The organism is Actinokineospora xionganensis (assembly GCF_014323725.1).
GTDB classification, from domain to species: domain Bacteria; phylum Actinomycetota; class Actinomycetes; order Mycobacteriales; family Pseudonocardiaceae; genus Actinokineospora; species Actinokineospora xionganensis.
The window spans coordinates 26820-52864 of sequence record NZ_JABVED010000006.1 but is presented as its reverse complement, the minus strand read 5'-3'; the positions used below and the strand labels follow the sequence as shown (position 1 = coordinate 52864).

Genomic DNA, 26045 nt, shown 5'->3' with positions numbered 1-26045 from the left:
TTGATCGGACAGGGCTGGTGTGGCCACCGATCGCACCGCGGGCGGCGTCGTGCCTACCGGTTACACACCCGATGCGCGCGGCGCGAGCCCCGTTGATCGGACAGGGCTGGTGTGGCCACCGATCGCACCGCGGGCGGCGTCGTGCCTACCGGTTACACACCCGATGCGCGCGGCGCGAGCCCCGTTGATCGGACAGGGCTGGTGTGGCCACCGATCGCACCGCGGGCGGCGTCGTGCCTACCGGTTACACACCCGTTGTGCGCGGCGCGAGCCCCGTTGATCGGACAGGGCTGGTGTGGCCACCGATCGCACCGTGGGGGTCCGGGGGGTCGCCCCCCGGGACAAATGACGAACCCCCCTCGCCTGCGCTTTCCGCAGGCAAGGGGGGCCCAATGGGGTGAGTGACGGGACTTGAACCCGCGGCATCCTGGACCACAACCAGGTGCTCTACCAGCTGAGCTACACCCACCATGTGCACCGGTCACCCGGTGCTGGAACATCGTAGCGTGTCGGTTGGGTGGGGTTGAAATGGGTTATGTGTTGGGGGTCGGCATGACTGATTCGGCGACTGCTTTCGCCTCTTCGGTCGTGGGTCCTGGTTGGGCCACGAAGGCGGTTCCCCGGTAGTAGCGCAGTTCGCGGATCGACTCTTGGATGTCGGCGAGGGCGCGGTGGGCGAGGCCTTTGTCGGGCTGCGCGTAGTAGATCCTTGGGTACCAGCGCCTGCAGAGTTCTTTGATCGAGGAGACGTCGATCATCCGGTAGTGCAGGTGGTTGTCGAGTTCGGGCATGTCGCGGGCGAGGAAGCCGCGGTCGGTCGCGATCGAGTTGCCGCACAGGGGGGCGGTGCGGATGTCGGGGACCCATTGTTTGACGTAGTCGAGGACTTGCCGTTCGGCTTCGGCGAGGGTCAGGGTGCTGGCCCGGACTTCTTCGGTGAGGCCGGAGCGCGCGTGCATTTCGCGGACTACGTCGGGCATGCCGTCGAGGGTGGCGTCGTCGGTGTGGATCACGAGGTCCACCCCGGGGCCCAGGACGTTGAGTTCGGAGTCGGTGACCAGGGCGGCGATCTCGATCAGGGCGTCTTTGCCGAGGTCGAGCCCTGTCATCTCGCAGTCGATCCATACCAGGCGGTCCGTCACCAGGCGAGCTTATCTCCCCCGACCGTGGGGTTCGTTGGCCCGGCGCGCCGCGGGAAGTCGTTCTAGGCTTCCGCGTGGTTCTGACGGCTTGTCTGAGGGAGGCGCCCCATGCCTGAGCAGTCGAGTCCGGCCCAGGAGATCGCGGCCGGTTACGCAACGTCCGGGAACGCGGTCGAGTTGGGGTCGGTGGTCGTGGACGGCCAGGTCGACGCGGGGGCCCGGGTGCGGATTCCGTTGGCGATGATGAACCGGCATGGGTTGGTCGCGGGGGCGACGGGCACGGGCAAGACGAAGACTTTGCAGGGTCTCGCGGAGCAGTTGTCGAATGCCGGGGTGCCGGTGGTGATGGCTGACGTCAAGGGTGATCTTTCGGGGCTGTCGCATCCGGGCGCGTCGAATGACAAGGTGACGGCGCGGGCCGCGGACACGGGGGACGACTGGGCGCCGACCGCGTACCCCGTGCAGTTCCTGTCGTTGGGGACCAGTGGCATCGGGGTGCCGGTGCGGGCGACGATCAGTGGGTTCGGGCCGATCCTGTTGTCGAAGGTGCTCGGCCTCAACGACACTCAGGAGTCGACGCTCGGCTTGATCTTCCACTGGGCGGACTCGAAGGGTCTGCCGCTGCTCGACACCAAGGATCTCCGCTCGGTGATCACGCACCTGACCAGCGACGCGGGCAAGGCTGACCTGCAGGGCATCGGCGGTGTGTCGTCGGCCACCGCGGGTGTGATCCTGCGTGCACTGTCCAATTTGGATGCCCAGGGCGGCAACGAGTTCTTCGGCGAGCCCGAGCTGGTCGTGGCCGATCTGATCCGCCAGACCGACGGCAAGGGCGTCATCAGCCTGTTGGAGCTGGGCAACCTGCAGGGCAAGCCCGCGCTGTTCTCGACCTTCCTGATGTGGCTGCTGGCTGAGCTGTTCGAGGAGCTGCCCGAGGAGGGCGACCTGGACGCGCCCAAGCTGGTGTTCTTCTTCGACGAGGCGCACCTGCTCTTCCATGACGCGTCGAAGGCGTTCCTCGACCGCATCGAGCAGACCGTGAAGCTCATCCGGTCCAAAGGTGTCGGTGTGTTCTTCTGCACACAGCTGCCGACCGACGTGCCCAACGCGGTCCTCTCGCAGCTCGGCGCGCGCGTGCAGCACGCCTTGCGGGCGTTCACCCCGGACGACCAGAAGGCGCTGACCCAGACGGTCAAGACGTACCCGACGACCCCGCACTACGAGTTGGACAAGGCGTTGACCTCGCTGGGCATCGGTGAGGCGATCGTCACGGTGCTCAGCGAGAAGGGCGCCCCGACGCCGGTCGCGTGGACCAGGCTGCGCGCGCCGCGCTCCCTGATGGACACCATCGGCGACGACGCCATCAAGCAGGCCGCCGCCGCCTCCGAGCTGCACGGCAAGTACTCGCAGGCCGTCGACCGCGAGTCCGCCTACGAGATGATGGCGCAGAAGATGGCGCCGCCCGCCGAGCAGCCGCGGGCCGAGCAGCCGCCGGAGCAGTCCGCGCCCGCCAGGGAGAAGGAAGAGCCCGGGTTCATCGAGCAGGTCATGGGCAACAGCGCGGTCAAGTCGTTCTTCCGGTCGGCGGCGAGCGCGTTGGGCCGTGAGATCACGCGTGGGGTGTTCGGCACACGCAGGCGGTGACCTGTGGCGCCAGGCGCGCCGATCCACCACGCTTGGGGCATGGGTAAGGATGTCGAGTCGACTGAGTTCACCCGCGCCGATCGTCAGCGGTTCCGGCAGAAGGTCCGACGCTGCCTGGACGTGTTCGCCCAGATGCTCTCCGAGTCGCGGTTCGAGTCGGAGCGGCCGATGGCCGGGCTGGAGATCGAGCTCAACCTGGTCGACGACGCGGGCGACCCGTCCATGCGCAACGCGGAGGTGCTGGCCGCGATCTCGGACCCGGCGTTCCAGACCGAGCTGGGCCAGTTCAACATCGAGATCAACCTGCCCCCGCAGCGGTTGAAGCCGAACGGCCTGGCGGCGTTCGAGGACCTGGTCCGCGCGAGTCTCAACGAGGCTGAGGCGAAGGCCAGCAAGGCCAACTCGCACATCGTGATGGTCGGGATCCTGCCGACGTTGCGCCGCACCCACATCTCGGTGGACACGCTGTCGGCCAATCCCCGGTACAAGCTGCTCAACGAACAGGTCTTCGCCGCCCGCGGGGAGGACCTGGAGATCAACATCGGCGGCCCGGAGCGGTTGGTGACCCAGGCCGACTCGATCGCGCCGGAAAGTGCGTGCACCAGCGTGCAGTACCACCTGCAGGTGGCGCCGGAGGACTTCGCGAAGTTCTGGAACGCCAGCCAGGCGATCTCCTCGATCCAGCTCGCGATGGGCGCGAACGCGCCGTACCTGTTCGGCAAGCAGCTGTGGGCCGAGACCCGGATCGCCCTGTTCGAGCAGGCCACGGACACCCGTCCGGACGAGCTCAAGGCGCAGGGGGTGCGGCCTCGGGTGTGGTTCGGCGACCGGTGGATCACGTCGATCTTCGACCTGTTCGAGGAGAACGTGCAGTACTACTCGGCGCTGCTGCCGCTGACCGACGACGAGGACCCGGCGGAGGTCCTCGCCCGCGGTGACACGCCGGAGCTGCACGAACTGCGGCTGCACAACGGGACCATCTACCGCTGGAACCGTCCGATCTACGACGTGGTGCACGGCCGCCCGCATCTGCGGGTGGAGAACCGGGTCCTGCCCGCGGGGCCGTCGGTGGTGGACACCATGGCCAACGGCGCCCTCTACTTCGGCCTGGTCCGGGCGTTGGCCGACCAGGATCGGCCACTGTGGACACAGATGAGCTTCTCCGCCGCCGCCGACAACTTCCACGCGGCCGCCCGCAACGGCATCGACTCGCGTGTCTACTGGCCCGGTGTGGGGGAGGTGCCCGCCGCCGAACTGGTCCTGCGCAGGCTCCTTCCCATGGCCCACGACGGCCTCGACGCGTGGGGTGTCGCCCCCGCCGACCGTGACCGGCTGCTCGGGGTGATCGAGCAGCGCTGCATCACCGGCCGCAACGGCGCCACCTGGCAGGTGGACGTCGTGCGCGGGCTGGAGGCCAACACCTCGGTCAACCGCGAACAGGCTCTGCGCGAGATGACCCGCCGCTATGCGAAGTTCATGCACAGCAACGAACCCGTCCACACCTGGCCGATCTCCTGAGGGTGGGGACTTGGTCTTGCCAAGGGGAGTGAGAGAAGGTTGAAGCAGGTCGGGGGCAGCTGTGGCTGAGCCCTTGGCCTGCTGCTTTCGACGACGGTCGATGCTGGGTATCGGCTATTCCGCGGCTAAGAGCCGTCTGGCCTTTCTTGTGACGACTGCAGGAACGGCCGGAGTAAGTCGGGGATGGCGGCGTCGGCGAGTTTGAGGCCGTTGCTCTCGTCGACGTCGACGACCGTGTAGCCGCCCTTGCCCGCGGCCGTGATCGCGGTGACCGATAACAACCCTGCCCGGCGCTGGAAGAGTGTTTGCCTGATGTTCCAGCCGATGATTCCGGTGCGCTGCAGTGCCACGGTCTCCCGGTCGAGTGACCCGGATCGGCTGACGAGGTAGCGGTCGGTCAGTGCGTGGCCCAGGTTGCGATAGCGGTCCAGTCCGATGAGGACGGACACCGGGAGCAGACATGTCGCCACGATCCATGGCCAGTGGGGCCACTCGGCGAAGGCGGCGAGCAGGAGCAGGGTCACGGCCGCCGCCACGTTCGGGCTGATGGCACGGAACAGCCTGCGTGATCTTGCCGCCGCGGGGTGGCGGGTCAACTGGGCGGACGTCGGGTCGGCCAGCAGCACCTGCTCGGCCACCCGATGTGCCTCGCCGCGTGGGGCGGGCGGGAGCAGGAGGCTGCTGCCGCTGGCCCGGCCCAGCCCGGTGGTCACCGCGGTCAGCCGGGCGCCCCGGCCCGCGCGCAGCAGGAGGGGTTCGTGCAGCGAGACCCCGCGCAGGCGCTGCTCCTCGACCGACACGGAGCGGGTCGTGAGCAGGCCGCGCCGGACTCGGACGGTGCCGTCGGTGTTGCGGGTGAGGCGGAAGTCGTGGTTCTGCAACAGGTATGCGAGCAGCGAGAGCAGCACCGAGACCACCAGCACCAAGCCCGCCACCACCGGGATCACCGCGAGCGGGCTCGTGTTGAGCACCCAGTGGAACACCGACCGGATCAGTCCCGTTTCGGAGAACTCCAGTTTCAGTTCGCGGGCGAGGTTCATCCCGAAGCCCGCCGCGAGACCGATCGTCAGCAGCCCGGACATGGTCAGCGGCGCGTACCGGTACCAGCGTTTGTCGAGTTGCGAGATCGACGTGCTGTCGTCCTCGCCGACAACCGTCTCGGCCGTGGCCGCACGCCGCAGGAACACTTGGCGCAGACGGTCGGCCTCGGCGGCGGTGACCGCGTCGAGGACGACCCCGTCGGTGGAGGAGCGGCTCTGCTCGCCGGTGCCGACGCGGACGGCGGAGAGACCGAACAGCCGGTGGCCGAGCTTGGCCGTCAGGTCCACCGTGCGGATGCGGTCGCGGGGGATGGCCAAACGCTGGCGGTGCAGGAGTCCTTTGTGGAGTTCGACCTGGGTCTCGGTGATCCGGTACTTCGTGGAGACCCAACTGAACAGCCCGTAGAGGACGAGTGCCCCGACTGTGGCGCCGCCCGCGACGATCCGCCAGGTGTCGCCGTTGCCCGCGAACATCAGGATGAACAGCGGGATGAGCAGGCCCATCAGCTCGTTGAGCGGCCGCACGATGATCATCCGCGGGTCGAGCCTGCCCCACTCGTGGCTCGGCTCCACAACCGGCGGCGCGGCCGGAAACTCGGTCATGTGGCGTCCCCCGGGGTCGCCTGGGTGGTCGAGGCCAACTCGTCGGAGAGCCGCGCGGCGACGCTGGCGTCCAGGTTCTCGATCTTCACCGGTCCGGCCGCGGACGCCGTGGTGACCGTGACCGTCGCCAGCTTGAGCAGCTGCTGCAACGGTCCCCGCACGGTGTCGACCGTCTGGATGCGCGAGACCGGCGCGAGCCGCCACTCCTGGTTGATCCACCCGCTGCGGGTGAACACCGCGTCCGGGTTCGTCTCCCACCGGTGCACCGCGTACCGCCAACGCGGCATGACCAGCACGTGCACCAGCGCCACCACGACACTCACGATCGCCACGGTCTGCGCCACGGCGGGCGGGTCGTCGTTGACCAGCAGATGGATCCCCTGCCCGCCGAGCACGATCACCCAACCGATGAGCGCACTCAGCGTCCAATGCAGAATCGCCCGCTTGCTGACCAGGTTCGCCGGCGCCCGGAGCCGCCACTCGGTGTTGTCCACGCCCCCAGTCTGCCTGGAATCGGCGTGCGCCACCCTCCTCCTTTGGTCCTAGGACCTCTCAGCCCACAGTCGTAGGTCGACCCACGCGCGGGCGGCTGCGGTGAGCGATGGCCGGTGGGGGAGCGGGTCGGTGTGCTCGAGATAGGTCCAGATCCCCAGGACAGCGACGGCGAACGTGGTGGCCCCAGCCTTGGGCAGTGCCCCGACCAGACGCTGCGCCTCCTCGGGCCGGTGTCCCGCTTCGATGAGCCGGATCAGCAGGAACGCGCGATCAACCCAGTGCGCCCCCTGCCTCGCCCATGCCCAATCCACGACTCGCACCCGAGTGTCGATCAGAAGGTTCAGGGCATGGATGTCCGTGTGCAGCAACGAGTCGCCTCGGAGGAGGTCCACGGCCCGCGACTCCCAGGCCACGTACTGGTCGGGGACCTCCATCCGAACACGCAGTCGCCGCCACGCGGCGAGCCGCGCCCACTGGTCGGCCAACGCCGTGCAACTCGCCGGCGCGGGACTTCGCAGCTCATGAATCGCGCGGACCACCGCATCGACATCGGGAGAGCCCGGAGCGAGATCGGCATGGCCGCCCTCGACGTGCTCGAAGCCGAGGACCAGCCACCCCTCGGTTTCGACCTGCCAGAGCAGTCGGGGAGCGGCGGGCGGCAAGAACGCGTTGATACCGGCTTCGTGCCGATGCATCGCCGCTCTTGGGCTATCGGTGCGGATGCCTTTGCAGAACACCTGACCGGCGTCGGTCCTGAGGGTCGCGGTGAAGTCCGATTGGCGACCGACACCGGGATGATCGGCGTCGGTCACCGTGCCGCACTCGGCCGCGACCGCGGCGCGGACCGGGGCGGGAAGGTCACTCCAGGCGAGGCGGCTCATCGGATCTCTTCAGCAGGCAGGCGGTGGCGGCGGATCGTCGTGGCAGCCGCCGTGGCACTGGGTGCACTTGGCCTCGGTAGGCAACCACAGCGGTAGGTCCACCACGAATCCGGCGGCACGCATCGCGCGTACCGACCGTTTGATGTCGATCTCAGCTCGACGGGTGCCGTCGCCGGGCCGGTGGTGGATGAACCGGCCTGCCAGCATGCGGCAGAACTCCGCGTACTCGCGGGTGTACAGGAGGAAGGCGTGCCAGCCCTCGTCGACGATCGCGCTGGGAGCGAGCGGCTCGCCGAGGTTCGTGCCGCGGGCTCCCAGGAACGCGAGGGCTTGATCGACGATCCGGTCCGCGCGCGTCGGCGGATGGTGCCCGTCGCGTTCGACACGGGCGGAGAGCTTGGCGAAGAGGCGTTCGGGGACGAGCGACCGTCCGGTGGTCGCTTGGAGGGTGTCGGTCATCTGCGGTCCTTCCATGAGGGGAGTTGCTTCCAGCGAATCGCCTCGCGCGTGGATCAGGCAGTCCCAGAACCTGGGCAGAACGATCACTCGGCCGCCAGGGGTCTCACTTGGGTCCTACTTCTGTGGATCGACGCAGATCAGGTGTGCCGCGGGGCGAACTATCGCTACTGTGAGCGACCGAGTGACTACCGTTCAGGAGGGGCGATGGCCGCCGAACTCGACGGCAATCCGGCGCTCCGCCTCCTGATGGCTGACGCGGAGCTGAGCAACAAGGCCTTGGCCAACGCCGTGGTGGCCGAAGGCAGGCAGAAAGGAGTCCACCTGGGCACCACCACAACGTCGGTCAGACGGATGCTCGACGGCTGTCAGCCCAGGTCACCGGTGCCGCTGCTGGTCGCGGGAGTGCTGTCCAGACGACTGGGATATCGGGTCACGGTCGCTGACTGCGGGTTCGCCGACCGCACGCCGACCGGCGACACGTTCGACGGATTGCGGACCTCGGTGACGTTAAGTGGCACTATCGCCACCGTGGCGGAACTGTCGGGACGGGATCTCAGTCGGCGCAACTTCATGCTCGGGTCGACCTTCGCCGCAGCCGCGTTCGCCGAGCCCGCATGGATGGCCATGACAGCCGCGCCGGGCGATGGTCTCGCCGATGGCGGGCGGATCGGTCGTCCCGACGTGGATGTCCTGCGGTCGACCGTGCGGCACTTCGAGAAGCTGCACCGGCTGCACGGCGGCGGCCGGGTGCGGGAGCAGGTCGTGCAACTGGTCCATCAGCAGAGCCGCAAAATGCGCGACGGCAACTATGGCGAAGCGGTGGGTCGGGATCTGGCAGGCGCACTCGCCGAAGCCACATTCCTCGCCGGTCTGACCACAGTGGACAGCGGGCGGCACGCGCTCGGACAGCGGTACTACGCGCAGTCGCTTGGGCTCGCGATGCGGGCGGGGGATCAGTCCTTCTGCGCCAACGTGTTGTCCGAGATGAGTCGGGTGACGATCGATATCGGGGCGAACAGCCCTGATCGAGAGGAAGCGGATCAAGCCGGGCAGCGCGCGACATCCCTGGCGAGGTCGGCGCTGCATGTGATCGGGGAGCGGGCGACACCCACCGTTTCCGCGTATCTCCACGCCATCGAGGCCCGCAGCCTGAGCCTTCTCGGTGATCGGCAGGGGACGTCCGATGCCCTCGATGCCGCCCGCCGGGCCTTCGATCGCGGGCCTGGCGATGAACCCGGCTGGCTGGGCCACTACGGTGAAGTCGATCTGACCTCCGATATCGGTCAGTGCCTCCGGGACACCGGTCGCCCTCGTCAGGGTGTCGCGATGCTGGAACGGGCGTTGTCCTCGCTTCCCAAGAGCCGGGTGACCTCGCAGGTCAAGACCCGCATCCACATCGCCGCCGCGTATCTGGAGTTGGGCGAGCACGACCAGGCTGACCGGACCATCGCCGCCGCTCTCGATCTCAATGACGGTATCGCCTCCGAGCGCATTGCGGAGCGTGTCAAGGCGTTGCGGCGGCGGGCACGCGATTGTGGGGCCAGCCAGGTCGACGAGCGGTTGGCCTAGCGCAGACCCCGCCAGATCGGGCGGACCACTGCCGACGCCAGCACCGCCAGCGGGCGCTCCGGGCGGCGGCGGGCTTCCGGCGCCGACTCCGGCATCACCCGGTACGCCACGTTCATCAGCTGCCGTGCGACTCCGGGCGCGAACACCCGCAGCAGCTCCATGGCGAAGCCCTCCGCCCGCTGGACGACTTCCCCGCGACCCTGCAGCGCGCGGATCACCAGGTCCGCCGCCGCACGCGGGGAGCTGGCGGGCATCCGGGAGTACGCCTTCGTGGCGCCGATCATCGGGGTCCTGACCAGGGGCATCCGCACCGACGCGATCGTGATGCCGTCGGTCAGCAACTCCCGCCCGGCGGACCGGCTGAACGACTCCAGAGCGCCCTTGGACGCCAGGTACGCCGAGAAGCGCGGGGTGTCGGTCTGCAGCCCCATGGTCGTGACGTTCACGATCCGGCCGAATCCACGCGCGCGCATACCCGGCAGCAGACCGAGTGTGAGCCGCAGCGGCGCGAAGTAGTTCAGAGACATGGTGCGTTCGAAGTCGTGGATGCGGTCGACCGACAGGTGGACCGAGCGGCGGATCGAGCGGCCCGCGTTGTTGACCAGCATGTCGACCACGCCCAGGTTCTTGACCAGGGCGTCGACGGAGTCGGTGTCGGTGAGGTCGCAGGGATGCACCTCGGCCGTGCCGCCCGCGGCTTCGATGGTGTCCCGCAACCGCTCGAGCTCCGGCTGCCGTCGGGCCACCAGCAGCACGGTCGCGCCCTTGCGGGCGGCGGCCAACGCCGTGGCCTTGCCGATGCCGGAGGACGCCCCGGTGATGGCGATCCGCTTGCCGCGCAAGGAACCCGCGTGCAGCCAGGCACGCTCCGGATCGAGGTGCTCGGCCCAGTACTCGACGAGAACGCGCGCGTACGAGCGCAGTGGCGGGAGGGTGACACCGCTGCCCGCGAGCGCGGCGACCGTCGCGGTGGAGTCGAAGACGGTGGGCAGGTCCAGGTGCGGGACGACCTCGGCCGGGATGCCGAGTTCGGCCAGGATCGCGGCGGGCACCGGACCGACCCGGCGCGCGGGTGGGAGCCGCAACGGCAGGGTGGCCTTGATCTGGGGTGCGCCCACCGCGGCCGCGAGGGCGTTGAACACGTCCACGACGCGCTGGCGCCCGTTTTCGGTCAGATGGTAGGTCTGGCCCGACGGCGCGTCCACGTGCATCAGGTGCGCCATCGCGTCGACGACGTAGTCGACTGGGACGATGTTGGTGCCGCCGAGGCCCGGCGCCACCAGGGGCAGCGCGGCAGGGAGCCGGGCGAGGCGGGTCAGCGCGGGCAGGAAGTAGTACGGGCCGTCGATCTTGTCCATCTCGCCGGTCCGCGAATCGCCGACGACCGCGGCGGGCCGGTAGATCCGGTGCGGAACCTGATCCTGCGCGCGCACGAGCCGTTCGGCTTCGAACTTCGTCGCGTGGTAGGGCGAGTGGTGGTGCTGGCCGAGGTCGAAGTCGGCCTCGGTGAACCGGCCGCGGTGGTCGCCCGCGACGGCGATCGAGGAGACGTGGTGGAACAGCGAGGCCCCGACCGCGGCGGCGAAGTCGATGGCGTGGGCGGTGCCGACGACATTGGCGGTGCGGTTGGCCTCATTCGAGGCGGTGAAGTCGTAGATCGCGCCCAGGTGCACGACGTGGTCGACACCGTAGGGCAGGGTCGCCGGATCGATGCCGAGGCCGGGCTCGGACAGGTCGCCGACGACAGGTACCACGAGTTCGGGCCGCGACCAGTGTGTGGCCGCTTCGGTGAACTTCTCCATCGACCGCTGCCGCACGAGGACGTGCACGGTGTCGCAGTCCGGTCGGGAAAGCAGCCGCTCGACCAGCCTGCGGCCGAGGAACCCCGTCGCGCCGGTCACGAAGTACGTCGTCATCCTGCCTCCTCCGAATACCAGCGAAACCTTACCTACTGGTCGGTAGGAAAGCGAGATTTTTGTCAGCCCGCCTCAACTGAGGCGTCCACGACGGCGTCACGCAGCGCCGCGCGCAGCCTGCCGACGTCGAGTGGCGACAGGATCGCGGTCTCGCCTGGCGGCGCCACGAGAACGACCCTGCCCTGTCGGACGAAGATCGTGACGTCGCGTCTGCGGCCCGCGATATCACGACAGCTGACCGACCACTCCTTGCTGTTGCTCACTGGTGTCCACCCTCTCGACCCGCCCCGGCGGTCGTTGCCTTGTCACAAGTAATGACGCGCACGGTAACGAGCCGTGACGGCAGAAGGTGACGGGATCTCAAGATTTTCGTGATGGGCGGTCCTTCGGGTGGAGGACTAACGTCGAAAAAACAGAAGAAGCACCCGGTCGCCCAGGAGGACACGCCATGGCGCCAGCGCGGCGGATCGTGATCGTCGGAACCGGTCTGGCGGGCGGCACCGCCGCCGGTGAACTGCGTGAACGGGGGTTCGACGGCGAGATCACCCTCGTCGGCCACTCGCCGCACCGCCCCTACGCGCTGCCCCCGCTGTCGAAGGCGGTGCTGCTCGGCGAGGCCGAGGAACCCGACTGGGTGCACGAGGAGAAGTTCTACGCGGACAAGGACATCGATCTGCGTACCGGCACCGACATCCGCGAGCTTCACCTCGGTGAGCGCGCCGTGGTCGACGGCGAGGGGACCCGCATCCCCTACGACCGGCTCGTCCTCGCCACCGGCGCCACGCCGCGCGCCCTGCCGGTGCCCGGCGGCGATCTCCACGGCCTGCACACCCTGCGGACCTGGGAGGACTCCCTGACCCTGCGCGCGACGCTCGCGCCCGGTGTCCGGGTCGTGATCGTCGGGGCGGGCTGGATCGGCTGCGAGGTCGCCGCGGCGGCCCGCAAGCACGGCGCCGAGGTCACCGTCGTCGACCCGCTTCCCCTGCCGCTGCACAAGACACTCGGCGACACGGTCGCCGAAATGTTCCGCGACCTGCACGCCGCCAACGGCGTCACCTGGCACCTGGGCATCGGGGTGGACGCCTTCACCGGCGACGAGGGTGTGGTGCGATCCGTGCACCTCAGCGACGGTGTCACCCTCCCGGCCGACGTCGTGGTCGTCGGGGTCGGCGCGGCGCCGAGGCTCGAGTTGGCGAAGGGCGCCGGGCTGGAGTTGTCGGACTCGGTGCCGGGCAGCGGTGTCGACGTGGACGCGACGCTGCGCACCTCCGCGCCGGACGTCTACGCCATCGGCGACATCGCCGCGCACTTCCACCCGCGCTACGGCAGGCGCGTGCGGGTCGAGCACTGGGCCAACGCCAAGGACCAGGGCAGTCATGTCGCGGGCAACCTGCTCGGCGCCGCCGAGCCGTACACGGCCAGCCCGTACTTCTTCTCCGACCAGTACGACCTCGGCATGGAGGTCCGCGGTCTGGCCAATCCCTTCACCGACGACCTGGTGGTGCGCGGCGACCTGGCGGCCCGCGAGTTCACCGCGTTCTGGACCCGCGGTGGCCGCGTGCTCGCCGCGATGAACGTGAACCAGTGGGACGACGGCGACGCTCTTCAGGCCCTGGTGGACCAGCGCGGCGAGGTCTCGGCTGACGACCTGCGCACCAAGCCCTTGGCCGACCTCATCTGAACCGGACCGAGTCCGCCGTCGGGGCGTCCCACAGGTCGCCCTCGTGCCGGGCGACGTCCGGGATGGGCAACCCGGGGATCGGCTGGGTGTCGGCGTCGCGCAGGGTCTGGTAGCGGCCGGGCCGGTTCTTGGTGGGCCGGGTCAGGGCGAACGACGCGAGCCCGAGCATCGACAGCGTCGCGATCACCACGCCCATCGGCAGCGCCGTCGACGGATTGCCGAGCCCGACCAGCGGCGCGGCGAGCCCACCGATGATGAACTGCACCAGGCCGAGCAGCGCCGAGGCCGTGCCCGCGCGGTGGCCGTGATCGGCCATCGCCAGGGCGGTCGAGTTCGGCGTCACCATGCCCACGCTGGCGACCACGACGAACAACCCGGGCAGCAGATGCGGCAGGCCCAGATCGAGATACGTCGTCGTGAGCACGGCCAACCCGCCGGTCGCCGAGGTCAGCAGGCCGACGATCAGCAGCCTGCGCGGGGCGAACCGGCGCAGCAGCAGGCCGTTGACCTGGGCCATGATCACGATGCCCAGCGCGTTGGCGGCGAACAGGAAGCTGTAGTTCTGCGCACTCAGCCCGTGCAACTCCTGCAGCACGAACGACGACCCGGCGATGTAGGCGAACATCGCGCCCATGACGAACCCGGCCGCGGCGGCGTAGGCGATGAACGTCCGGTCGGTGCCGATCCGCCGGTAGGTGCGCAGCACGTGACCGAGCCGCGCGGGCCGCCTGCCCAGTGGCGCGAGGGTTTCCGGCAGGGCGAACGCGGTGACCAGGAACAGCACCACCCCGAAGCCCGCCAGCACGATGAAGATCCCCGGCCACCGCGTGAACCGCAGGACCTGGCCGCCGATGACCGGCGCGAGGATCGGACCGAGGCCGTTGACCAGGAGCATCAGCGAGAAGAAGCGGGCGAGCGCGGCCCCCGAGAACATGTCGCGCACCGCGGCCCGGGCGATCACGATCCCCGCGGCGGCGCTGACGCCCTGCCCGAGCCGGAGGAAGACCAGTGCCAGCACCGACGGCGCGATCGCGCAGGCGAGTGAGCTCAGTGTGTAGAGCGCCAAGCCGATCAGGAGCGGCCTGCGCCTGCCGTAGGCGTCCGACAGCGGTCCGGCGATGATCTGCCCGCCCGCCAGCCCGATCATGAACGCGGTGAGGGTGATCTGGATCTTCGCCTGTCCGGTGCCCAACTGTTCGGCCATCGCGGGGAACGCGGGCAGGTACATGTCGATCGACAGGGGTCCGAAAGCACTCAGCCCACCCAGGATGAGGGCCAGCCGGGCTTTGCCCGGAATGGGTGAGGACTTCACCCGATCAGTCTATGGAAAACAGCGTTCAAGACGAGTCGCCATCCACTGAGGTGGCGAATCCTTGTTGCACCGTGCGCACATCGGTGTGTTATCCGCACAAGACACGCGGGCGGATAACCGCCACCCCGATCGGGTCCCTTGACACACTGGGCCGCGACATGCGGGAGGGGGTGACCATGGCCGAGTCGATCGACGCGGTGCTGATCAAGGCCGCCGAGTTGACCGCGGCGGGACGCCCGGAGGTCGCGATCGACATCCTGCGGCCGGTGCTCACCGCGCACCCGGACAACACCGAGGCGTGGTGCAGGCTCGCCGCCGCGCTGCTCGACGCGGACGAGCCGCGGCACTGCCTCGACGCCGCCAAGCGGGCGATCACCCTGGGGGAGCGGTCGTGGGCGCACCGGCTCGCCAGCCTCGCCCTGACCGAACTGGGTCGCCACGATGAGGCCGCGGTGTCGGCCCGGGAGGCCGCGCGCCGCGACCCGAGCGACTGGCGCAACCATGTGACGCTGGCCGAGGCACTCGGGCCGGTCGCGCCGCGCGAGGCGCTCGAGGCCGCCCGTCGGGCCGTGATCACCGCGCCGGACGAGGCCCGTGTGTACGAGGTCCTGGGCATGGCCGCCGTCCGGGTGCGCGACTTCCCCGCGGCCAAGCGGGCTTTCGCCGACTCCTTACGGTTGGACCCCGGCAACGAGGTGGTCCGCGAAGAGCTGTCCCGCCTCGCGGGTGTGCGCGCGGAACCGTCGTCCCGGCCGCGCGACTCGAAGTTCGGACGCGCGCACCGGATCGCCTTATGGCTGGTGCTTCGGCGGTGCTCCGCGTGGCTGGCCGTCGGCTCGTTCGTGCTGATGATCGCCGGGATGCCGACGCCGAGCCCGCTGCTGGTGTGGTTCGCCCTGGCCCTGGTGCTGACCGTGGCGGGCATCGCGACGATGGGCGTGCTTGCCCTGCCGCACGGCCGGTACCCGAGACCGGCGATGCTTCTACGCCGCGAGCCGCTGTTCGCGTTCGGCGCGGTCCTGCTCGGACTCGGCGCCCTGCTGCTCGCCGTGTGGACCTTGGCCCTCGCGCTCGGGGCGCGCGGGATGCAGCTGCTCACGCCCGCCCTGGTCTGCGCGGTCGGGTCGGCGATAGTCGGCTGGTACGGACTCTGGCGGATGCGCGCATTCACCCGTTAGGGTGGCGCACCCTCTCGGATGGGGGGCCGAACGGCGGCGATCTTGCCCCGTTCGCCGGCGCGTTCTTGTGCTCACTAGCGGAAGACCAATGGAGATCCTTCGCCGTATCGCCGTGTTCCTGATGGCCATCGGGTTCGTGTCCGCGGGCTTGTACTTCGCCGACTACCACCTCACGATTCTTGCCTTCCTCGACGAATACCAGCCCGCGGCGGGGCTGGCCATCGGCGGTCTCGGGCTGGTCGCGCTCCTGGTGACGGTGGCGATGGGAAAGAAGCCCGCCGAGGCGCCGCAGACCGAGCAGGCCTGACCCAGTTCTCGCGCGGGTCGGGCAGTCCAGACTGAGCCCGACCCGCGAGGGGCCACGCTCGCCCCCCACCTGACTGCACCTACGGGGACCGCGACGAAACCCGACCACGGGTGCCCACCAGACGCGACCATGAGTCGCTGGGCGACCAGATCAGGATTTCGGGGAGGCGGGCCAGACCCGACCACGGTGCCCACCAGACGTGCCTATGACAGGCTAGGCAACCGAATCTCAAATTTCGGGGAGGCGGACCAGTGGGACAGCACGCCGGGTACCAGAACGAGATCTATCTCCAGGGGCTCGGCGATCAGCTCCCACCGTTCACCACCGACGCGACCCGACTGGAAGCCGTCGCCGAGAAGGCGATGGAGCCCGGGCCGTTCGGCTACGTCGCCGGTGGCGCCGGGTCCGGCGACACCATGCGGGCCAACCTCGACGCCTTCGCCCGCTGGCGCATCGTCCCGCGGATGCTGTGCGACGCCACCGAGCGCGACACCAGCGTGACCGTCCTGGGGACCAAGATGCCCGCGCCGGTGCTGCTGGCGCCGATCGGCGTCCAGTCGATCGTGCACCCCGACGGCGAACTCGCCACCGCCCGCGCGGCCGCCTCCCTCGGCGTGCCGATGGTGCTGTCCACGGCGTCGTCGTACCCGCTTGAGGACGTCGCCGAGGCCAACGGCGACGGGCCGCGGTGGTTCCAGCTGTACTGGCCGAACGAGGACGCGGTCTGCGTGAGCCTGCTGGAGCGGGCCAAGGCCGCGGGGTACACGGCCCTGGTGGTCACGCTCGACACGTGGACGCTGGCGTGGCGTCCCCGTGATCTCGACCAGTCGTATCTGCCGTTCCTGCGCGGGATCGGCGTGGCCAACGCGTTCACCGACCCGGCTTTCCTGGCGGAGCTGGAGAAGTCGCCCGCGGAGGACCCGGGGATGGCGGTGTTGCGGTGGGTGTCGCTGTTCACCGGTACCGACAAGAGCTGGAGCAGGCTGTCGTTCCTGCGGTCGCACTGGGACGGGCCGATCGTCCTCAAAGGAATCCAGCACGTCGTCGACGCGCGCCGGGCCGCTGACGCCGGGATGGACGGCATCGTGGTGTCGAACCACGGCGGGCGCCAGGTGGATGGGGCCATCGGGTCGTTGGAGGTCCTGCCGGAGATCGCCGCGGCTGTCGGGGACCAGGTTGAGGTGCTGTTCGACTCTGGGGTTCGGACTGGTGCCGATGTGTTCAAGGCGTTGGCGCTGGGGGCTTCGGCGGTGTTGGTCGGGCGGCCTTATGTCTATGGGTTGGCTTTGGGTGGGGAGGATGGGGTTCGGCATGCGGTGCGGTCGTTGCTTGCCGACTTTGATCTGACTCTCGGGTTGGCTGGTTCTCGGTGCCCGGATGATCTCGGGCTTGGGTCTGTTCGTCTGTCTGGCTAGGACGGCTGGTTGGGGCGCCTGTCGGGTGGTTTGCCGGCGGGGCTTGGCTGGGGCGCCTGCTTGGGCAAGCGGGGCCGGCTGGGGTGCCTGTCTGGGTCGGGCGGGGCTTGGCTGGGTGCCTGTTTGGATCGGCCCCTTGCGGTCGGTGGGGGATCTGTCTACTTAGGTCACTTCGCGTCGGCGTAGGAGCGGACTGTCTTGGCCTCCAAGGGAAAGCGCACCGGGGTCGCGCCGAAGACGAGGGTGCTGGCCTGTTCGGCTGCCTTCGACACGTCCGCCGACACTGCCGCCGCTGAATCCTCTGGGCAGTGGACGATGACCTCGTCGTGTTGGAAGAACACGATTTGCGCTTCCGGTGCCGAGACGGCCAGGGTTTTGCGGAGTGTGGCCAGCATTGTCAGTGCCCAGTCGGCGGCGCTGGCTTGGACTACGAAATTCCGGGTGAACCGGCCCCATTCGCGGGCCGCCTGTCGGCCGCGTTTCTCTGCTTGTTCGCCGTCGTGGTCTGACGTCAGTTCCCGCCAGGCTTCGCTGGGGGGTGGGCTGGTTCTACCCAGTCTCGACCGGACGACTCGGCCTTGCTCGCCCGCGCGTGCCGCCTGTTCGACGTACTCCACTGCTTGCGGAAAACGCTTGCGCAGCACCGCGAGCAGTGGTCCGGCTTCGCCGCTGGTGCCGCCGTACATGGCTGACAGCATCGCGATCTTGGCCCTTCCCCGGTCGCCGTCGAAGGCGTCCGCGGCGAGGCTGGTGTACAGGTCCGAAGACGCCGACACCTCCGCGAAGCGGCCGTCTCCCGACAGTGCTCCCAGCACCCGGGGCTCCAACTGGGACGCGTCCGCGCACACCAGGACCCAGCCCGGATCCGATCGGACGGCCGTCCGCAGGGTCCGCGGCAGTTGCAGGGCCGCGCCGCCGCGAGTGGCCCAGCGGCCGGAGACGACACCGCCGACGACGTATTCCGGGCGGAAGCGGCCGCCGTCGACCCAGCTGTCGAGCCAGGACCAGCCGTGGGCGACATAGAGGCGCGACAGCTCCTTGTACTCCAAGATCGGGGCGACGGCTGGGTGGTCGAGTTCCTTGATCACCCAGGCCCGGGCCGACGGGATCTCCACACCTTCGCGGGCGAAGGCCCGCACGATGCTGGGTGGGTGGTCGGGGTTGACCGGCCTGCCGGCGAACGCGGCGCTGATCCGGTCGGCGAGTTCGGCGAGTTTCGCCGGGCGGACGCCGGGAGCGGTGCGGGGGCCGAGCAGGTCTTCGAGCATGGCCAGGTGGACGTCGGTGCGCCAAGGCAGGCCGTGGTGCGACATCTCCGCCGCCGCCAAGGCCCCCGCGGACTCGGCGGCGACCAGCAGGCGCAGCCGGTCGGGCTGGGCGGTGGCGGCGATCCGCCGCTCCTGGTCGGCGAGGACGGCGACGGCGGCGTCGAGTGGGTCGGCTCCGGCCGGGGTGGTGCCGCGGTCGGCCTCGAACAGGGTGGGCTGCTCCCCGCGGGTCTGCGGACGCGGGTCGGCGGGCTCGGGCAGACCCCGCGTCCGGGCCCAGGCCGCACCCAGGTTCCGGGGGCGGTGGGGCCGCTCCTCGAACGCCAGCAGGATGCCTTCGGCGAGGGCGAGGTCGTGACACCGGTCGAGTCGCACGCCCGCCCGCAGCAGCGCCGGGTAAAGCTCCTCGGTGGACGGAAGCACCCACCGCACGTCATGGCGCCGCTGCTGCTCGCCCATCCAGGCCGCGAGGTCGCCCACGGTCTCGGTCGGGCCGTCGAGAACCCGGGCCCGACCAGCCCCATCACCCTCCGGCACCACCGCGATCCGCACACCGGCGATTCTGCGCCATCCCACTGACAGATACCGGCAGTTGACTCGCGAGTAACTTGTGCGGCAACGTGGCTCGGCGGTAACACGAACGTCCACGGGAGGCTCCGTTGAGCGACTACATGACCCTGGTGCGCGATCTGGCGGGCAAGGTGCCGACGGTTGTCCGCAGTGTCGATGTGATGCGCCGGGCCGGGCTGGTTCCGATGTCCCGGCCGGATCACGTGGTCAAGTCGATGATCGCCGTGCGCCAGCTGGGGCCGATCGCGGGCGCCGCTCGGGTGGCTGCGAACCGGGACCACCGGGCCGTCGGCCTCGTCGACGAACTCGGGCCGCTGACCTTCCGCCAGCTCGACACCCGATCCAACGCGCTCGCCCGGGCGCTGGCCCAGCGCGGTGTCACGGAGAAGTCCGTGGTCGCGTTGCTCGCTCGCGACCACCGCGGCGCGGTGGAGACCATGCTCGCCGCGGGCAAGCTCGGTGCCCGGCTGCTGCTGATGAACACCGGTTTCGCGAAGCCGCAGCTGGCAGACGTGGCCAAGCGCGAGGGCGTCTCCGTGTTCATCCACGACCAGGAGTTCAGCGAGCTCGCCACGGCGCTGCCGCCCGAGATCCCGCGGTTCATCGCCTGGACCGACACCACGGTCGAAGACGCGCGCACCCTTGAGGAACTCATCGCGAACACCGACGACCGGCCGGTTCCCGCGCCGTCGGAGCCGGGCGGCATGGTGCTGCTGACCAGCGGAACCACTGGAACACCAAAGGGCGCGCCGCGCCAGGTGCGCTCGCCGCTGGCCGCCGCGCAGTTCCTCGACCGCATCCCGCTTCGCGCGGGGGAGAGCACCGTGCTGGGAGCGCCGCTGTTCCACGGAACCGGGCTCTCGCAGTTCATCATCAGCTTCGCCCTGGGCTCCGCGGTCGTGATGCGCCGCAAGTTCGATCCCGAGCAGATCCTGAAGATGATCCAGGACAACAAGGCGACCACGCTGGTGCTGGTTCCGACGATGCTGCAGCGCGTGCTCGACCTCGGCCCGGAGGTTCTGGCCCGCTACGACACGAGCTCGCTGCGCATCTTGTTCACCGCGGGCTCGGCCCTCTCGCCGGAGCTGGGCAACCGCGCGACCCGCGCGTTCGGCGACGTGGTCCACAACCTGTACGGCTCGACCGAGGTCGCCGTCGCGACGGTCGCCACGCCCGAGGACTGGCGCGCCGCGCCGGGCACCGTGGGCAGGCCGCCGGTCGGTTGTCAGGTGCGGCTCTATGACGCCGAGGGCGGGCGGATCACCCAGCCCAACGTCACCGGGCGGATCTTCGTCGGCAGCGGCCTGAGCTTCGGCGGGTACACCGACGGGCGCAACAAGGAGATCATCGACGGCCTGCTGTCCATCGGTGACGTCGGTCACTTCGACGCCGAGGGCAGGCTGTTCATCGACGGCCGCGACGACGACATGATCGTCTCCGGCGGCGAGAACGTCTTCCCGGCCGAGGTCGAGAACCTGCTCGTGGAGTACCCGGGCGTGGTCGAGGCGGCCGTGCTCGGCACCGAGGATCCCGAGTTCGGCCAGCGGCTCAAGGCCTACGTCGTGGTGGACACCGACGTCACCGCGGACGAGTTGCGCGAGCACGTGAAGTCGAACCTGGCCCGCTTCAAGGTCCCGCGCGATGTCGTCTTCGTCGACGAGCTGCCCCGCAACGCGACCGGAAAAGTTGTCCGAAAGCAGCTACGCGAAATGGGCTGAAGATCCCGAGGCCAGCCGCACTGAACAGACCATGTGTCTGGTCTGGTCGGAGTAACAGTGGCAAGTGGCAACTGTTGCCCTTTCTTGTCGAAACGTCATTGCATGGCATTTCCGAACAAGAAAGGAACACCTTTCATGACACTGAGGCGCGAAGGTCGTCGGGGCCGACTCGCAATCGGCTTCGCACTCATCGGCTCGGCGGCGACAGTTGTCGCGTTGGCTGCTCCCGCACAGGCGCAGGAGGGTGAGATCCTGCTGGCAGGGAGCCCGGACGCGGTTGAGGGCAGCTACATCGTGGTGCTCAAGGACGGCTCGCGCAGCCAGTCCGCGGAGGTCGCCCATAACTACGGTGGAAAGGTTCGCGCAACCTACGAAAGTTCTATCAAGGGATTCTCGGCCACAATGTCGGAATCGCAGGCTCGCAAACTCGCGGCCGACGACGCGGTCGAATTCGTGCAAGCCAACCAGAAAATTCGGGCGCTCGATGTCCAGCCGAATCCGCCGTCCTGGGGACTCGACCGGATCGACCAGGCCGACCTGCCGCTGGACAAGTCGTTCACCTACAGCGGCAAGGCTGACAACGTCACCGCGTTCGTCATCGACACCGGCGTCCAGGCCGACCACCCCGCGCTCGGCGGGCGGGTGTCGGGCGGCTTCGACGCCGTCGACAACGACGACAAGCCCGAGGACGAGCACGGCCACGGCACGCACGTGGCGGGCACGATCGGCAGTGCGGAATACGGCGTCGCCAAGGGCGTGAAGATCGTCCCGGTGCGGGTCCTCGACGCGCAGGGCAGCGGCACGACCGAAGGCGTCATCGCGGGCATCGACTGGGTCGCCAAGAACCACCAGGGCCCGTCGGTGGCGAACATGAGCCTGGGCGGCGGCGCCGACGAGGCGCTGGACAAGGCCGTGCGGGCGGCGATCGAGTCCGGTGTCACCTTCGCGGTGGCGGCGGGCAACAGCTCCGACGACGCGGGCAACAGCTCGCCGGCGCGCGTTCCCGAGGCGCTGACGATCGCGGCTTCGGACAACGCCGACAAGCAGGCCGAGTTCTCCAGCTTCGGCAAGGTCGTCGACCTCTACGCGCCCGGCGTGGACATCACGTCGGCGTGGATCGGCGGGGAGACCAAGACGATCAGCGGCACGTCGATGGCCACCCCGCACGTGGCGGGCGCGGTCGCCCTGTACCTGGCGGCCAACCCCGACGCCACCCCGTCGGCCGTCGCGGAGGCGATCACCGCCGCGGCGACGAAGGACAAGATCGGCGGGATCAGCCCCGACACGGTGAACCTGCTGCTCAAGGCGTGACCTGAGAACAACCGATGGGGCCCGGCACCTCGCGCCTGGCCCCATCGGTGTCTCGTCGCTGCCTCGCCCGTGCCTCCGGACCGAAAGGGCAGGCCCTCAGATGTCCCGCGCCAACAGCACCACGTTGTCCAGCGCGCTGAGCAGCAAGCCGACCAGGGCCTCCCGGTCCGTTCGCTCCCGGCCGGTCCACTCGATCGTCAGTTCCTCCGCGAACGCCCACCACGCCCGCACCGCCAACACCACCGGCTCCGGCGGCTCGACCAGGCCCAGCGCCGACATCACCCGCACGCTCAACTCGTCCTGCGTCTCGTCGTGGATCTCCTTGACCCAGTCGTCGAGCCCGGAGGCGCGGAACAGGCCGACGTACTGCGTGCGGCGGCGTTCGATGAAGGCGACATAGCCCTCGACGATCGCGCGGGCGTCGTCCCCGGGCTGGGCCGAGCGCAGGAGGCGGCGGCCCGCGGCGCGGACGACCTCGACGTAGTAGTCCTGCTTGGTGGGGAAGTAGTGGAACAGCAGACTGCGTGAGATGCCCGCCTCGGCGGCCACCTCGTCCACCGTGACCTGGTGGATCGGGCGCACGGTGAGCATCCGCAGACCGATCCCGATCAGCTGCTTGCGCCGGTCGGCCGCCGTGCGGCGGACCCTGGTGGGTGCTTCGGACATACGTCACTCCTCGGACCTGTTGAGCGTTGCTCGATAGGCAGGGTACCTTGTTGAGCAACGCTCAATAGGAGGCGACGTGGACTTCGCGCACTCGGCCAAAGCGGCCGACTATCTCGCCAGGGTCGGGGACTTCATCCGCACCGAGATCGAGCCGGTCGAGGCCGACTACCACCGTGAGCTCGCCGCGCTGGACGACCCGTGGGTGGTCCTGCCGGTCATCGAGGAGCTCAAGGCCAAGGCCCGCGCGGCCGGTCTCTGGAACCTCTTCCTCAAGGACGAATCCGGCCTGGCCAACGTCGAGTACGCGCCGCTCGCCGAGCTGATGGGGCGGTCCTTCATCGCCCCCGAGGTCTTCAACTGCAACGCCCCGGACACCGGGAACATGGAAGTCCTGCACATGTACGGCAGCGACGAGCAGAAGCAGCGCTGGCTCGAACCGCTGCTGCGCGGCGAGATCCGCTCCGCCTTCTGCATGACCGAGCCGGGCGTCGCCTCCTCGGACGCGACGAACATGGCGGCCACGGCGGTGGTCAAGAACGACGAGATCGTCCTCAACGGCCGCAAGTGGTTCTCCACCGGCATCGGCCACCCGAACTGCAAGGTCGCCATCTTCATGGGCCTGACCGACCCGGACGCGCACAAGTACGCGCGGCACTCGATGGTCCTGGTTCCCTTGGACACCCCCGGTTTCAAGCTGGAGCGGATGCTGCCGGTCTTCGGTCGTCACGACGAGCCCTTCGGCCACGGCGAGGTCAGCTTCACCGACGTCCGCCTGCCGCTCGACGCCGTCATCGCCGGTCCCGGCCGCGGTTTCGAGATCGCCCAGGGCAGGCTCGGCCCCGGCCGCATCCACCACTGCATGCGCCTGATCGGCCTCGCCGAGAAGGCCCTCGAACTCGCCTGCGAGCGCGCCACCCAGCGCGAGGCGTTCGGCAAGCCGCTGGCCAACCTCGGCGGCAACCGCGAGCGCATCGCCGACGCGCGAATCGCCATCGAGCAGGCCCGCTTGCTCGTCCTCAACGCCGCGTGGAAGCTGGACACCTACGGGCTCAAGGGCGCGCTCTCGGAGGTCTCGCAGATCAAGGTGGTGGTGCCGAACATGGCGCTGGACGTGATCGACATGTCCATCCAGCTGCACGGCGGCGCGGGCATGACCGACGACTTCCCGCTGGCCGCGGCCTACGCGGGCGCCCGCTCGTTGCGCTTGGCCGACGGCCCGGACGAGGTCCACCGCGGCGTCGTCTCCCGCATCGAGCTCAAGAAGTACACCGCATGAACCGGCGAATTCTGATCACCGGATCGGGTTCCGGCTTGGGCAAGGCCATGGCGGCGCACTACGCGAAAGCTGGCTGGCGCGTGCTCGTCACCGACATTGACGTCACTGCCGCTGAGACCGCCGCCAAGGAGATTTCCGCCAAGGAGATCGACGCCGAGCACCTGGCTCTCGACGTGACCAAGGACGAGTCCTGGGCCGCCGCCCGCGAGTGGTGCGAGGAGCACTGGGGTGGGCTCGACGTGCTGGTCAACAACGCGGGTGTGGCCTCGGGTGGGCGGATCGACCGCATCCCGATGGCCGACTGGGACTGGATCTGGGAGATCAACCTCAAGGGTGTGGTGCGCGGCTGCGCGACCTTCACCCCGATGTTCAAAGCCCAGGGCTCCGGCCACCTGGTCAACGTCGCGTCGCTGGCCGCGATCATGAACCTGCCCGGGATGTCGTCCTACAACGTCACCAAGGCGGGCGTCCTCGCGCTGTCGCAGACCCTTCGCTACGAACTCGAACCGCACGGGATCAACACCACCGTGGTGTGCCCGGCGTTCGTGCAGACCAATCTCAACGACCGCATGCGCACGCCGGACCCGGCCGCGCTCAAGGTCAGCCAGAAGCTGATGGCCTCGTCCAAGGTGACCCCCGAAGACGTGGCCAAGCAGGTGTTCGACGCGGTGGCGGCCAAGCGGTTCCTCGTCCACACGCACGCCGACGGCAGGCGCGCGCAGCGGCTCAAGCGGCTCGCGCCGTGGCTGGTGGACAAGCAGGTCGCCAAGTACTGGGCCAAGCTGCGGCCCAAGATGGAGAAGGAAAACCCTTGACATCCCCCCGGCCTGAGGCCGGGATTCCAACAGCAACTACCGCACGAGGAGGAGGTCGCGTTGAGGTTCACGGTTCGCAGGCTCACCCAACGGCGGGCCTCCCCGTGCAGCCACGGCATGCCCTGCCGCGCATCGAATATTCAAAGCCGCGTTCACATCCGCGTTGGTGGCGAAACCGCAGGACCGGCACCGGAAGGCGGCTTGGCTCTCGCGCGCCTCCCGATCCACGACCCCACTCGCCGAACAACGCTGACTGGTGACCCGCGGGTCGACCTTCACCACCCGACCCGGAGCCTTCTGCTCCACACGGGTCACGAGCAGGCCCCACCCATTGGCGAGGATTCCCCGGTTCAGGCCCGCCTTCTGCCGCACACCCCGGCCGGGCGCCTCGACCGTGCCTTTTGCCGACCGGGTCATGTTGCTGATCTTGAGATCTTCGACGCCGATCACGTCGAACTCGCGAGCCAGGCGGGTGCTGGTCTTCTCGACCCAGTCCTTGCGCCGGTCGGTTTCGCGAGCACTGAGCCTCGCCATCGCTGTTTTGACCTTGCCGCGCCGAATGGAGCCGCGTTGCGCCCGGGCGAGCTTGCGTTGCAACCGCAGCAGCCTCGCTTTCTCGCCGGCGCGCAGTGCGGGCACGGACAAGAGTTCCCCGGTGGACAACGCCGCCGACACCGCGACGCCTCGATCCACGCCTACGACCGCACCTGCGCCCGGTCCGGAGATGGGCTCGGGCACGACCGGGAACGCCACATGCCAGCGGCCCGCTCGATCTCGGGTGATCCGATAGGATTTCACACCCGCGGCGACCGCACGCGACCACCAGAATCGGACCCAGCCGATCTTGGGCACCTTGACCTCACCGACGTTGCGGGAGACCCGGCGCACATCGCTCAGTTTGGCCGCCACGATCCGGAAACCTTCATTGCGCCCGCGCCTGCGCCAAGTGGGCCGCCGGTGGGTCCGGCCGAAGAAGTTCGCCATCGCCTGGGCAAAATCCTTCAACGCCTGCTGCTGAACGATCACCGACCCAGCCGCCAACCACGGGTTCGCCGTCCGAGCCTGCGTCAACTGACGACACTGCTCGGTGTACCCAGGGGCCGCCTTGCGCCCCGACCGCCAGTGCGCGTGCTGCTCCACGGCGAGATTCCACACAAACCGCGCATGCCCGCAGTGCTCCAACAATACCCGCTCCTGGGTGGGAGTCGGTTGAAGACGGAAACGGGACATGCCGATCAAACTAGCGACCACCACCGACAAA

General features: G+C 69.1%; 22 protein-coding genes and 1 tRNA gene. 11 read left to right on the top strand and 12 right to left on the bottom strand.

Annotated features, from left to right (window positions below):
- Window positions 1–393 precede the first annotated feature (393 nt).
- A tRNA-His gene (locus tag GPZ80_RS12375) sits at window positions 394–469 on the bottom strand.
- Window positions 470–533: 64 nt separating this feature from the next.
- On the bottom strand, window positions 534–1142 hold the full coding sequence (gene orn / locus GPZ80_RS12370; protein ID WP_187220478.1) for an oligoribonuclease: 609 nt from the start codon (window positions 1140–1142) through the stop codon (window positions 534–536).
- Window positions 1143–1250: 108 nt separating this feature from the next.
- On the opposite strand from orn, the gene GPZ80_RS12365 reads away from it, so the two are divergent.
- Entirely contained in the window at window positions 1251–2786 is a 1536-nt protein-coding gene (locus tag GPZ80_RS12365) for a helicase HerA-like domain-containing protein (RefSeq protein ID WP_187220477.1), read from the top strand.
- A 39-nt stretch (window positions 2787–2825) separates the two neighbouring features.
- On the top strand, window positions 2826–4304 hold the full coding sequence (locus tag GPZ80_RS12360) for a glutamate-cysteine ligase family protein (protein WP_187220476.1): 1479 nt from the start codon (window positions 2826–2828) through the stop codon (window positions 4302–4304).
- 125 nt (window positions 4305–4429) lie between these two features.
- On the opposite strand, the gene GPZ80_RS12355 is transcribed toward GPZ80_RS12360, so the two are convergent.
- The 4 genes from GPZ80_RS12355 to GPZ80_RS12340 are packed head-to-tail and all read right to left on the bottom strand — an operon-like array spanning window position 4430 to window position 7782.
- The gene (locus GPZ80_RS12355; RefSeq protein WP_187220475.1) at window positions 4430–5947 is read right to left on the bottom strand and encodes a PH domain-containing protein; all 1518 of its coding nucleotides are present in this window, start codon (window positions 5945–5947) and stop codon (window positions 4430–4432) included.
- Window positions 5944–6441, bottom strand: coding sequence for a PH domain-containing protein (locus GPZ80_RS12350; RefSeq protein ID WP_187220474.1), 498 nt, complete (start codon window positions 6439–6441; stop codon window positions 5944–5946). The genes GPZ80_RS12355 and GPZ80_RS12350 overlap by 4 nt, the downstream gene beginning before the upstream one ends.
- Window positions 6442–6489: 48 nt before the next feature.
- Window positions 6490–7323 (bottom strand): hypothetical protein, encoded by an 834-nt coding sequence (locus tag GPZ80_RS12345; RefSeq protein WP_246477038.1) that lies wholly within the window; start codon window positions 7321–7323, stop codon window positions 6490–6492.
- 9 nt (window positions 7324–7332) lie between these two features.
- A complete protein-coding gene (locus GPZ80_RS12340) occupies window positions 7333–7782 on the bottom strand; it encodes a glycine-rich domain-containing protein (RefSeq protein WP_187220473.1) in 450 nt (149 codons plus the stop codon).
- 204 nt (window positions 7783–7986) lie between these two features.
- Between GPZ80_RS12340 and GPZ80_RS12335 the strand changes: the two genes are divergently transcribed.
- A complete protein-coding gene (locus GPZ80_RS12335) occupies window positions 7987–9351 on the top strand; it encodes an NsdA family TPR-like regulatory protein (RefSeq protein ID WP_246477037.1) in 1365 nt (454 codons plus the stop codon).
- Here GPZ80_RS12335 and GPZ80_RS12330 read toward each other — a convergent pair.
- Complete coding sequence (locus tag GPZ80_RS12330; protein WP_187220472.1) at window positions 9348–11267, bottom strand: SDR family oxidoreductase; 1920 nt, start codon at window positions 11265–11267, stop codon at window positions 9348–9350. The two genes, GPZ80_RS12335 and GPZ80_RS12330, sit on opposite strands and share 4 nt — an antisense overlap.
- Before the next feature lie 62 nt (window positions 11268–11329).
- Window positions 11330–11530 (bottom strand): hypothetical protein, encoded by a 201-nt coding sequence (locus GPZ80_RS12325; RefSeq protein ID WP_187220471.1) that lies wholly within the window; start codon window positions 11528–11530, stop codon window positions 11330–11332.
- Window positions 11531–11715: 185 nt separating this feature from the next.
- Here GPZ80_RS12325 and GPZ80_RS12320 point away from each other — a divergent pair, with 185 nt between their 5' ends.
- Window positions 11716–12948, top strand: a complete 1233-nt coding sequence (locus GPZ80_RS12320) for an NAD(P)/FAD-dependent oxidoreductase (protein WP_187220470.1) — start codon at window positions 11716–11718, stop codon at window positions 12946–12948.
- On the opposite strand, the gene GPZ80_RS12315 is transcribed toward GPZ80_RS12320, so the two are convergent.
- Window positions 12941–14260, bottom strand: coding sequence for a multidrug effflux MFS transporter (locus GPZ80_RS12315; protein ID WP_187220469.1), 1320 nt, complete (start codon window positions 14258–14260; stop codon window positions 12941–12943). The two genes, GPZ80_RS12320 and GPZ80_RS12315, sit on opposite strands and share 8 nt — an antisense overlap.
- Window positions 14261–14436: 176 nt before the next feature.
- Between GPZ80_RS12315 and GPZ80_RS12310 the strand changes: the two genes are divergently transcribed.
- The 3 genes from GPZ80_RS12310 to GPZ80_RS12300 all read left to right on the top strand — a co-directional run bounded on the left by GPZ80_RS12310 (window position 14437) and on the right by GPZ80_RS12300 (window position 17160).
- A complete protein-coding gene (locus GPZ80_RS12310) occupies window positions 14437–15438 on the top strand; it encodes a tetratricopeptide repeat protein (RefSeq protein WP_187220468.1) in 1002 nt (333 codons plus the stop codon).
- Between the two features lie 88 nt (window positions 15439–15526).
- On the top strand, window positions 15527–15745 hold the full coding sequence (locus GPZ80_RS12305; protein WP_187220467.1) for a hypothetical protein: 219 nt from the start codon (window positions 15527–15529) through the stop codon (window positions 15743–15745).
- Window positions 15746–15996: 251 nt separating this feature from the next.
- Entirely contained in the window at window positions 15997–17160 is a 1164-nt protein-coding gene (locus tag GPZ80_RS12300; protein ID WP_187220466.1) for a lactate 2-monooxygenase, read from the top strand.
- Between the two features lie 167 nt (window positions 17161–17327).
- On the opposite strand, the gene GPZ80_RS12295 is transcribed toward GPZ80_RS12300, so the two are convergent.
- The gene (locus GPZ80_RS12295; protein WP_187220465.1) at window positions 17328–18980 is read right to left on the bottom strand and encodes a bifunctional 3'-5' exonuclease/DNA polymerase; all 1653 of its coding nucleotides are present in this window, start codon (window positions 18978–18980) and stop codon (window positions 17328–17330) included.
- 119 nt (window positions 18981–19099) lie between these two features.
- On the opposite strand from GPZ80_RS12295, the gene GPZ80_RS12290 reads away from it, so the two are divergent.
- A complete protein-coding gene (locus tag GPZ80_RS12290) occupies window positions 19100–20716 on the top strand; it encodes an acyl-CoA synthetase (RefSeq protein WP_187220680.1) in 1617 nt (538 codons plus the stop codon).
- 135 nt (window positions 20717–20851) lie between these two features.
- Window positions 20852–22027 carry a S8 family peptidase gene (locus GPZ80_RS12285; RefSeq protein WP_187220464.1) on the top strand — a complete coding sequence of 392 codons (1176 nt, stop codon included), beginning with the start codon at window positions 20852–20854 and terminating at the stop codon, window positions 22025–22027.
- Between the two features lie 96 nt (window positions 22028–22123).
- Here the strand turns inward: GPZ80_RS12285 and GPZ80_RS12280 are convergent, their stop codons facing one another.
- Window positions 22124–22693, bottom strand: coding sequence for a TetR/AcrR family transcriptional regulator (locus GPZ80_RS12280; RefSeq protein ID WP_187220463.1), 570 nt, complete (start codon window positions 22691–22693; stop codon window positions 22124–22126).
- A gap of 76 nt (window positions 22694–22769) precedes the next feature.
- On the opposite strand from GPZ80_RS12280, the gene GPZ80_RS12275 reads away from it, so the two are divergent.
- Both GPZ80_RS12275 and GPZ80_RS12270 read left to right on the top strand, forming a co-directional pair.
- Window positions 22770–23969, top strand: coding sequence for an acyl-CoA dehydrogenase family protein (locus GPZ80_RS12275; RefSeq protein WP_187220462.1), 1200 nt, complete (start codon window positions 22770–22772; stop codon window positions 23967–23969).
- Window positions 23966–24784 (top strand): SDR family oxidoreductase, encoded by an 819-nt coding sequence (locus GPZ80_RS12270; RefSeq protein ID WP_187220461.1) that lies wholly within the window; start codon window positions 23966–23968, stop codon window positions 24782–24784. Before GPZ80_RS12275 ends, GPZ80_RS12270 begins: the two co-directional genes overlap by 4 nt.
- A 36-nt stretch (window positions 24785–24820) precedes the next feature.
- Here the strand turns inward: GPZ80_RS12270 and GPZ80_RS12265 are convergent, their stop codons facing one another.
- Window positions 24821–26014, bottom strand: a complete 1194-nt coding sequence (locus tag GPZ80_RS12265) for an RNA-guided endonuclease InsQ/TnpB family protein (protein ID WP_187220460.1) — start codon at window positions 26012–26014, stop codon at window positions 24821–24823.
- Window positions 26015–26045 lie beyond the last annotated feature (31 nt).

Bases quoted from the DNA above. Each gene is read 5' to 3' on its own strand.
- GPZ80_RS12365 (WP_187220477.1), top strand. From the start codon at position 1,251: ATGCCTGAGCAGTCGAGTCCGGCCCAGGAGATCGCGGCCGGTTACGCA.
- GPZ80_RS12360 (WP_187220476.1), top strand. From the start codon at position 2,826: ATGGGTAAGGATGTCGAGTCGACTGAGTTCACCCGCGCCGATCGTCAG.
- GPZ80_RS12355 (WP_187220475.1), bottom strand. From the start codon at position 5,947: ATGACCGAGTTTCCGGCCGCGCCGCCGGTTGTGGAGCCGAGCCACGAG.
- GPZ80_RS12345 (WP_246477038.1), bottom strand. From the start codon at position 7,323: ATGAGCCGCCTCGCCTGGAGTGACCTTCCCGCCCCGGTCCGCGCCGCG.
- GPZ80_RS12340 (WP_187220473.1), bottom strand. From the start codon at position 7,782: ATGACCGACACCCTCCAAGCGACCACCGGACGGTCGCTCGTCCCCGAA.
- GPZ80_RS12335 (WP_246477037.1), top strand. From the start codon at position 7,987: ATGGCCGCCGAACTCGACGGCAATCCGGCGCTCCGCCTCCTGATGGCT.
- GPZ80_RS12330 (WP_187220472.1), bottom strand. From the start codon at position 11,267: ATGACGACGTACTTCGTGACCGGCGCGACGGGGTTCCTCGGCCGCAGG.
- GPZ80_RS12320 (WP_187220470.1), top strand. From the start codon at position 11,716: ATGGCGCCAGCGCGGCGGATCGTGATCGTCGGAACCGGTCTGGCGGGC.
- GPZ80_RS12310 (WP_187220468.1), top strand. From the start codon at position 14,437: ATGGCCGAGTCGATCGACGCGGTGCTGATCAAGGCCGCCGAGTTGACC.
- GPZ80_RS12305 (WP_187220467.1), top strand. From the start codon at position 15,527: ATGGAGATCCTTCGCCGTATCGCCGTGTTCCTGATGGCCATCGGGTTC.
- GPZ80_RS12290 (WP_187220680.1), top strand. From the start codon at position 19,100: ATGACCCTGGTGCGCGATCTGGCGGGCAAGGTGCCGACGGTTGTCCGC.
- GPZ80_RS12285 (WP_187220464.1), top strand. From the start codon at position 20,852: ATGACACTGAGGCGCGAAGGTCGTCGGGGCCGACTCGCAATCGGCTTC.
- GPZ80_RS12280 (WP_187220463.1), bottom strand. From the start codon at position 22,693: ATGTCCGAAGCACCCACCAGGGTCCGCCGCACGGCGGCCGACCGGCGC.
- GPZ80_RS12270 (WP_187220461.1), top strand. From the start codon at position 23,966: ATGAACCGGCGAATTCTGATCACCGGATCGGGTTCCGGCTTGGGCAAG.
- GPZ80_RS12265 (WP_187220460.1), bottom strand. From the start codon at position 26,014: ATGTCCCGTTTCCGTCTTCAACCGACTCCCACCCAGGAGCGGGTATTG.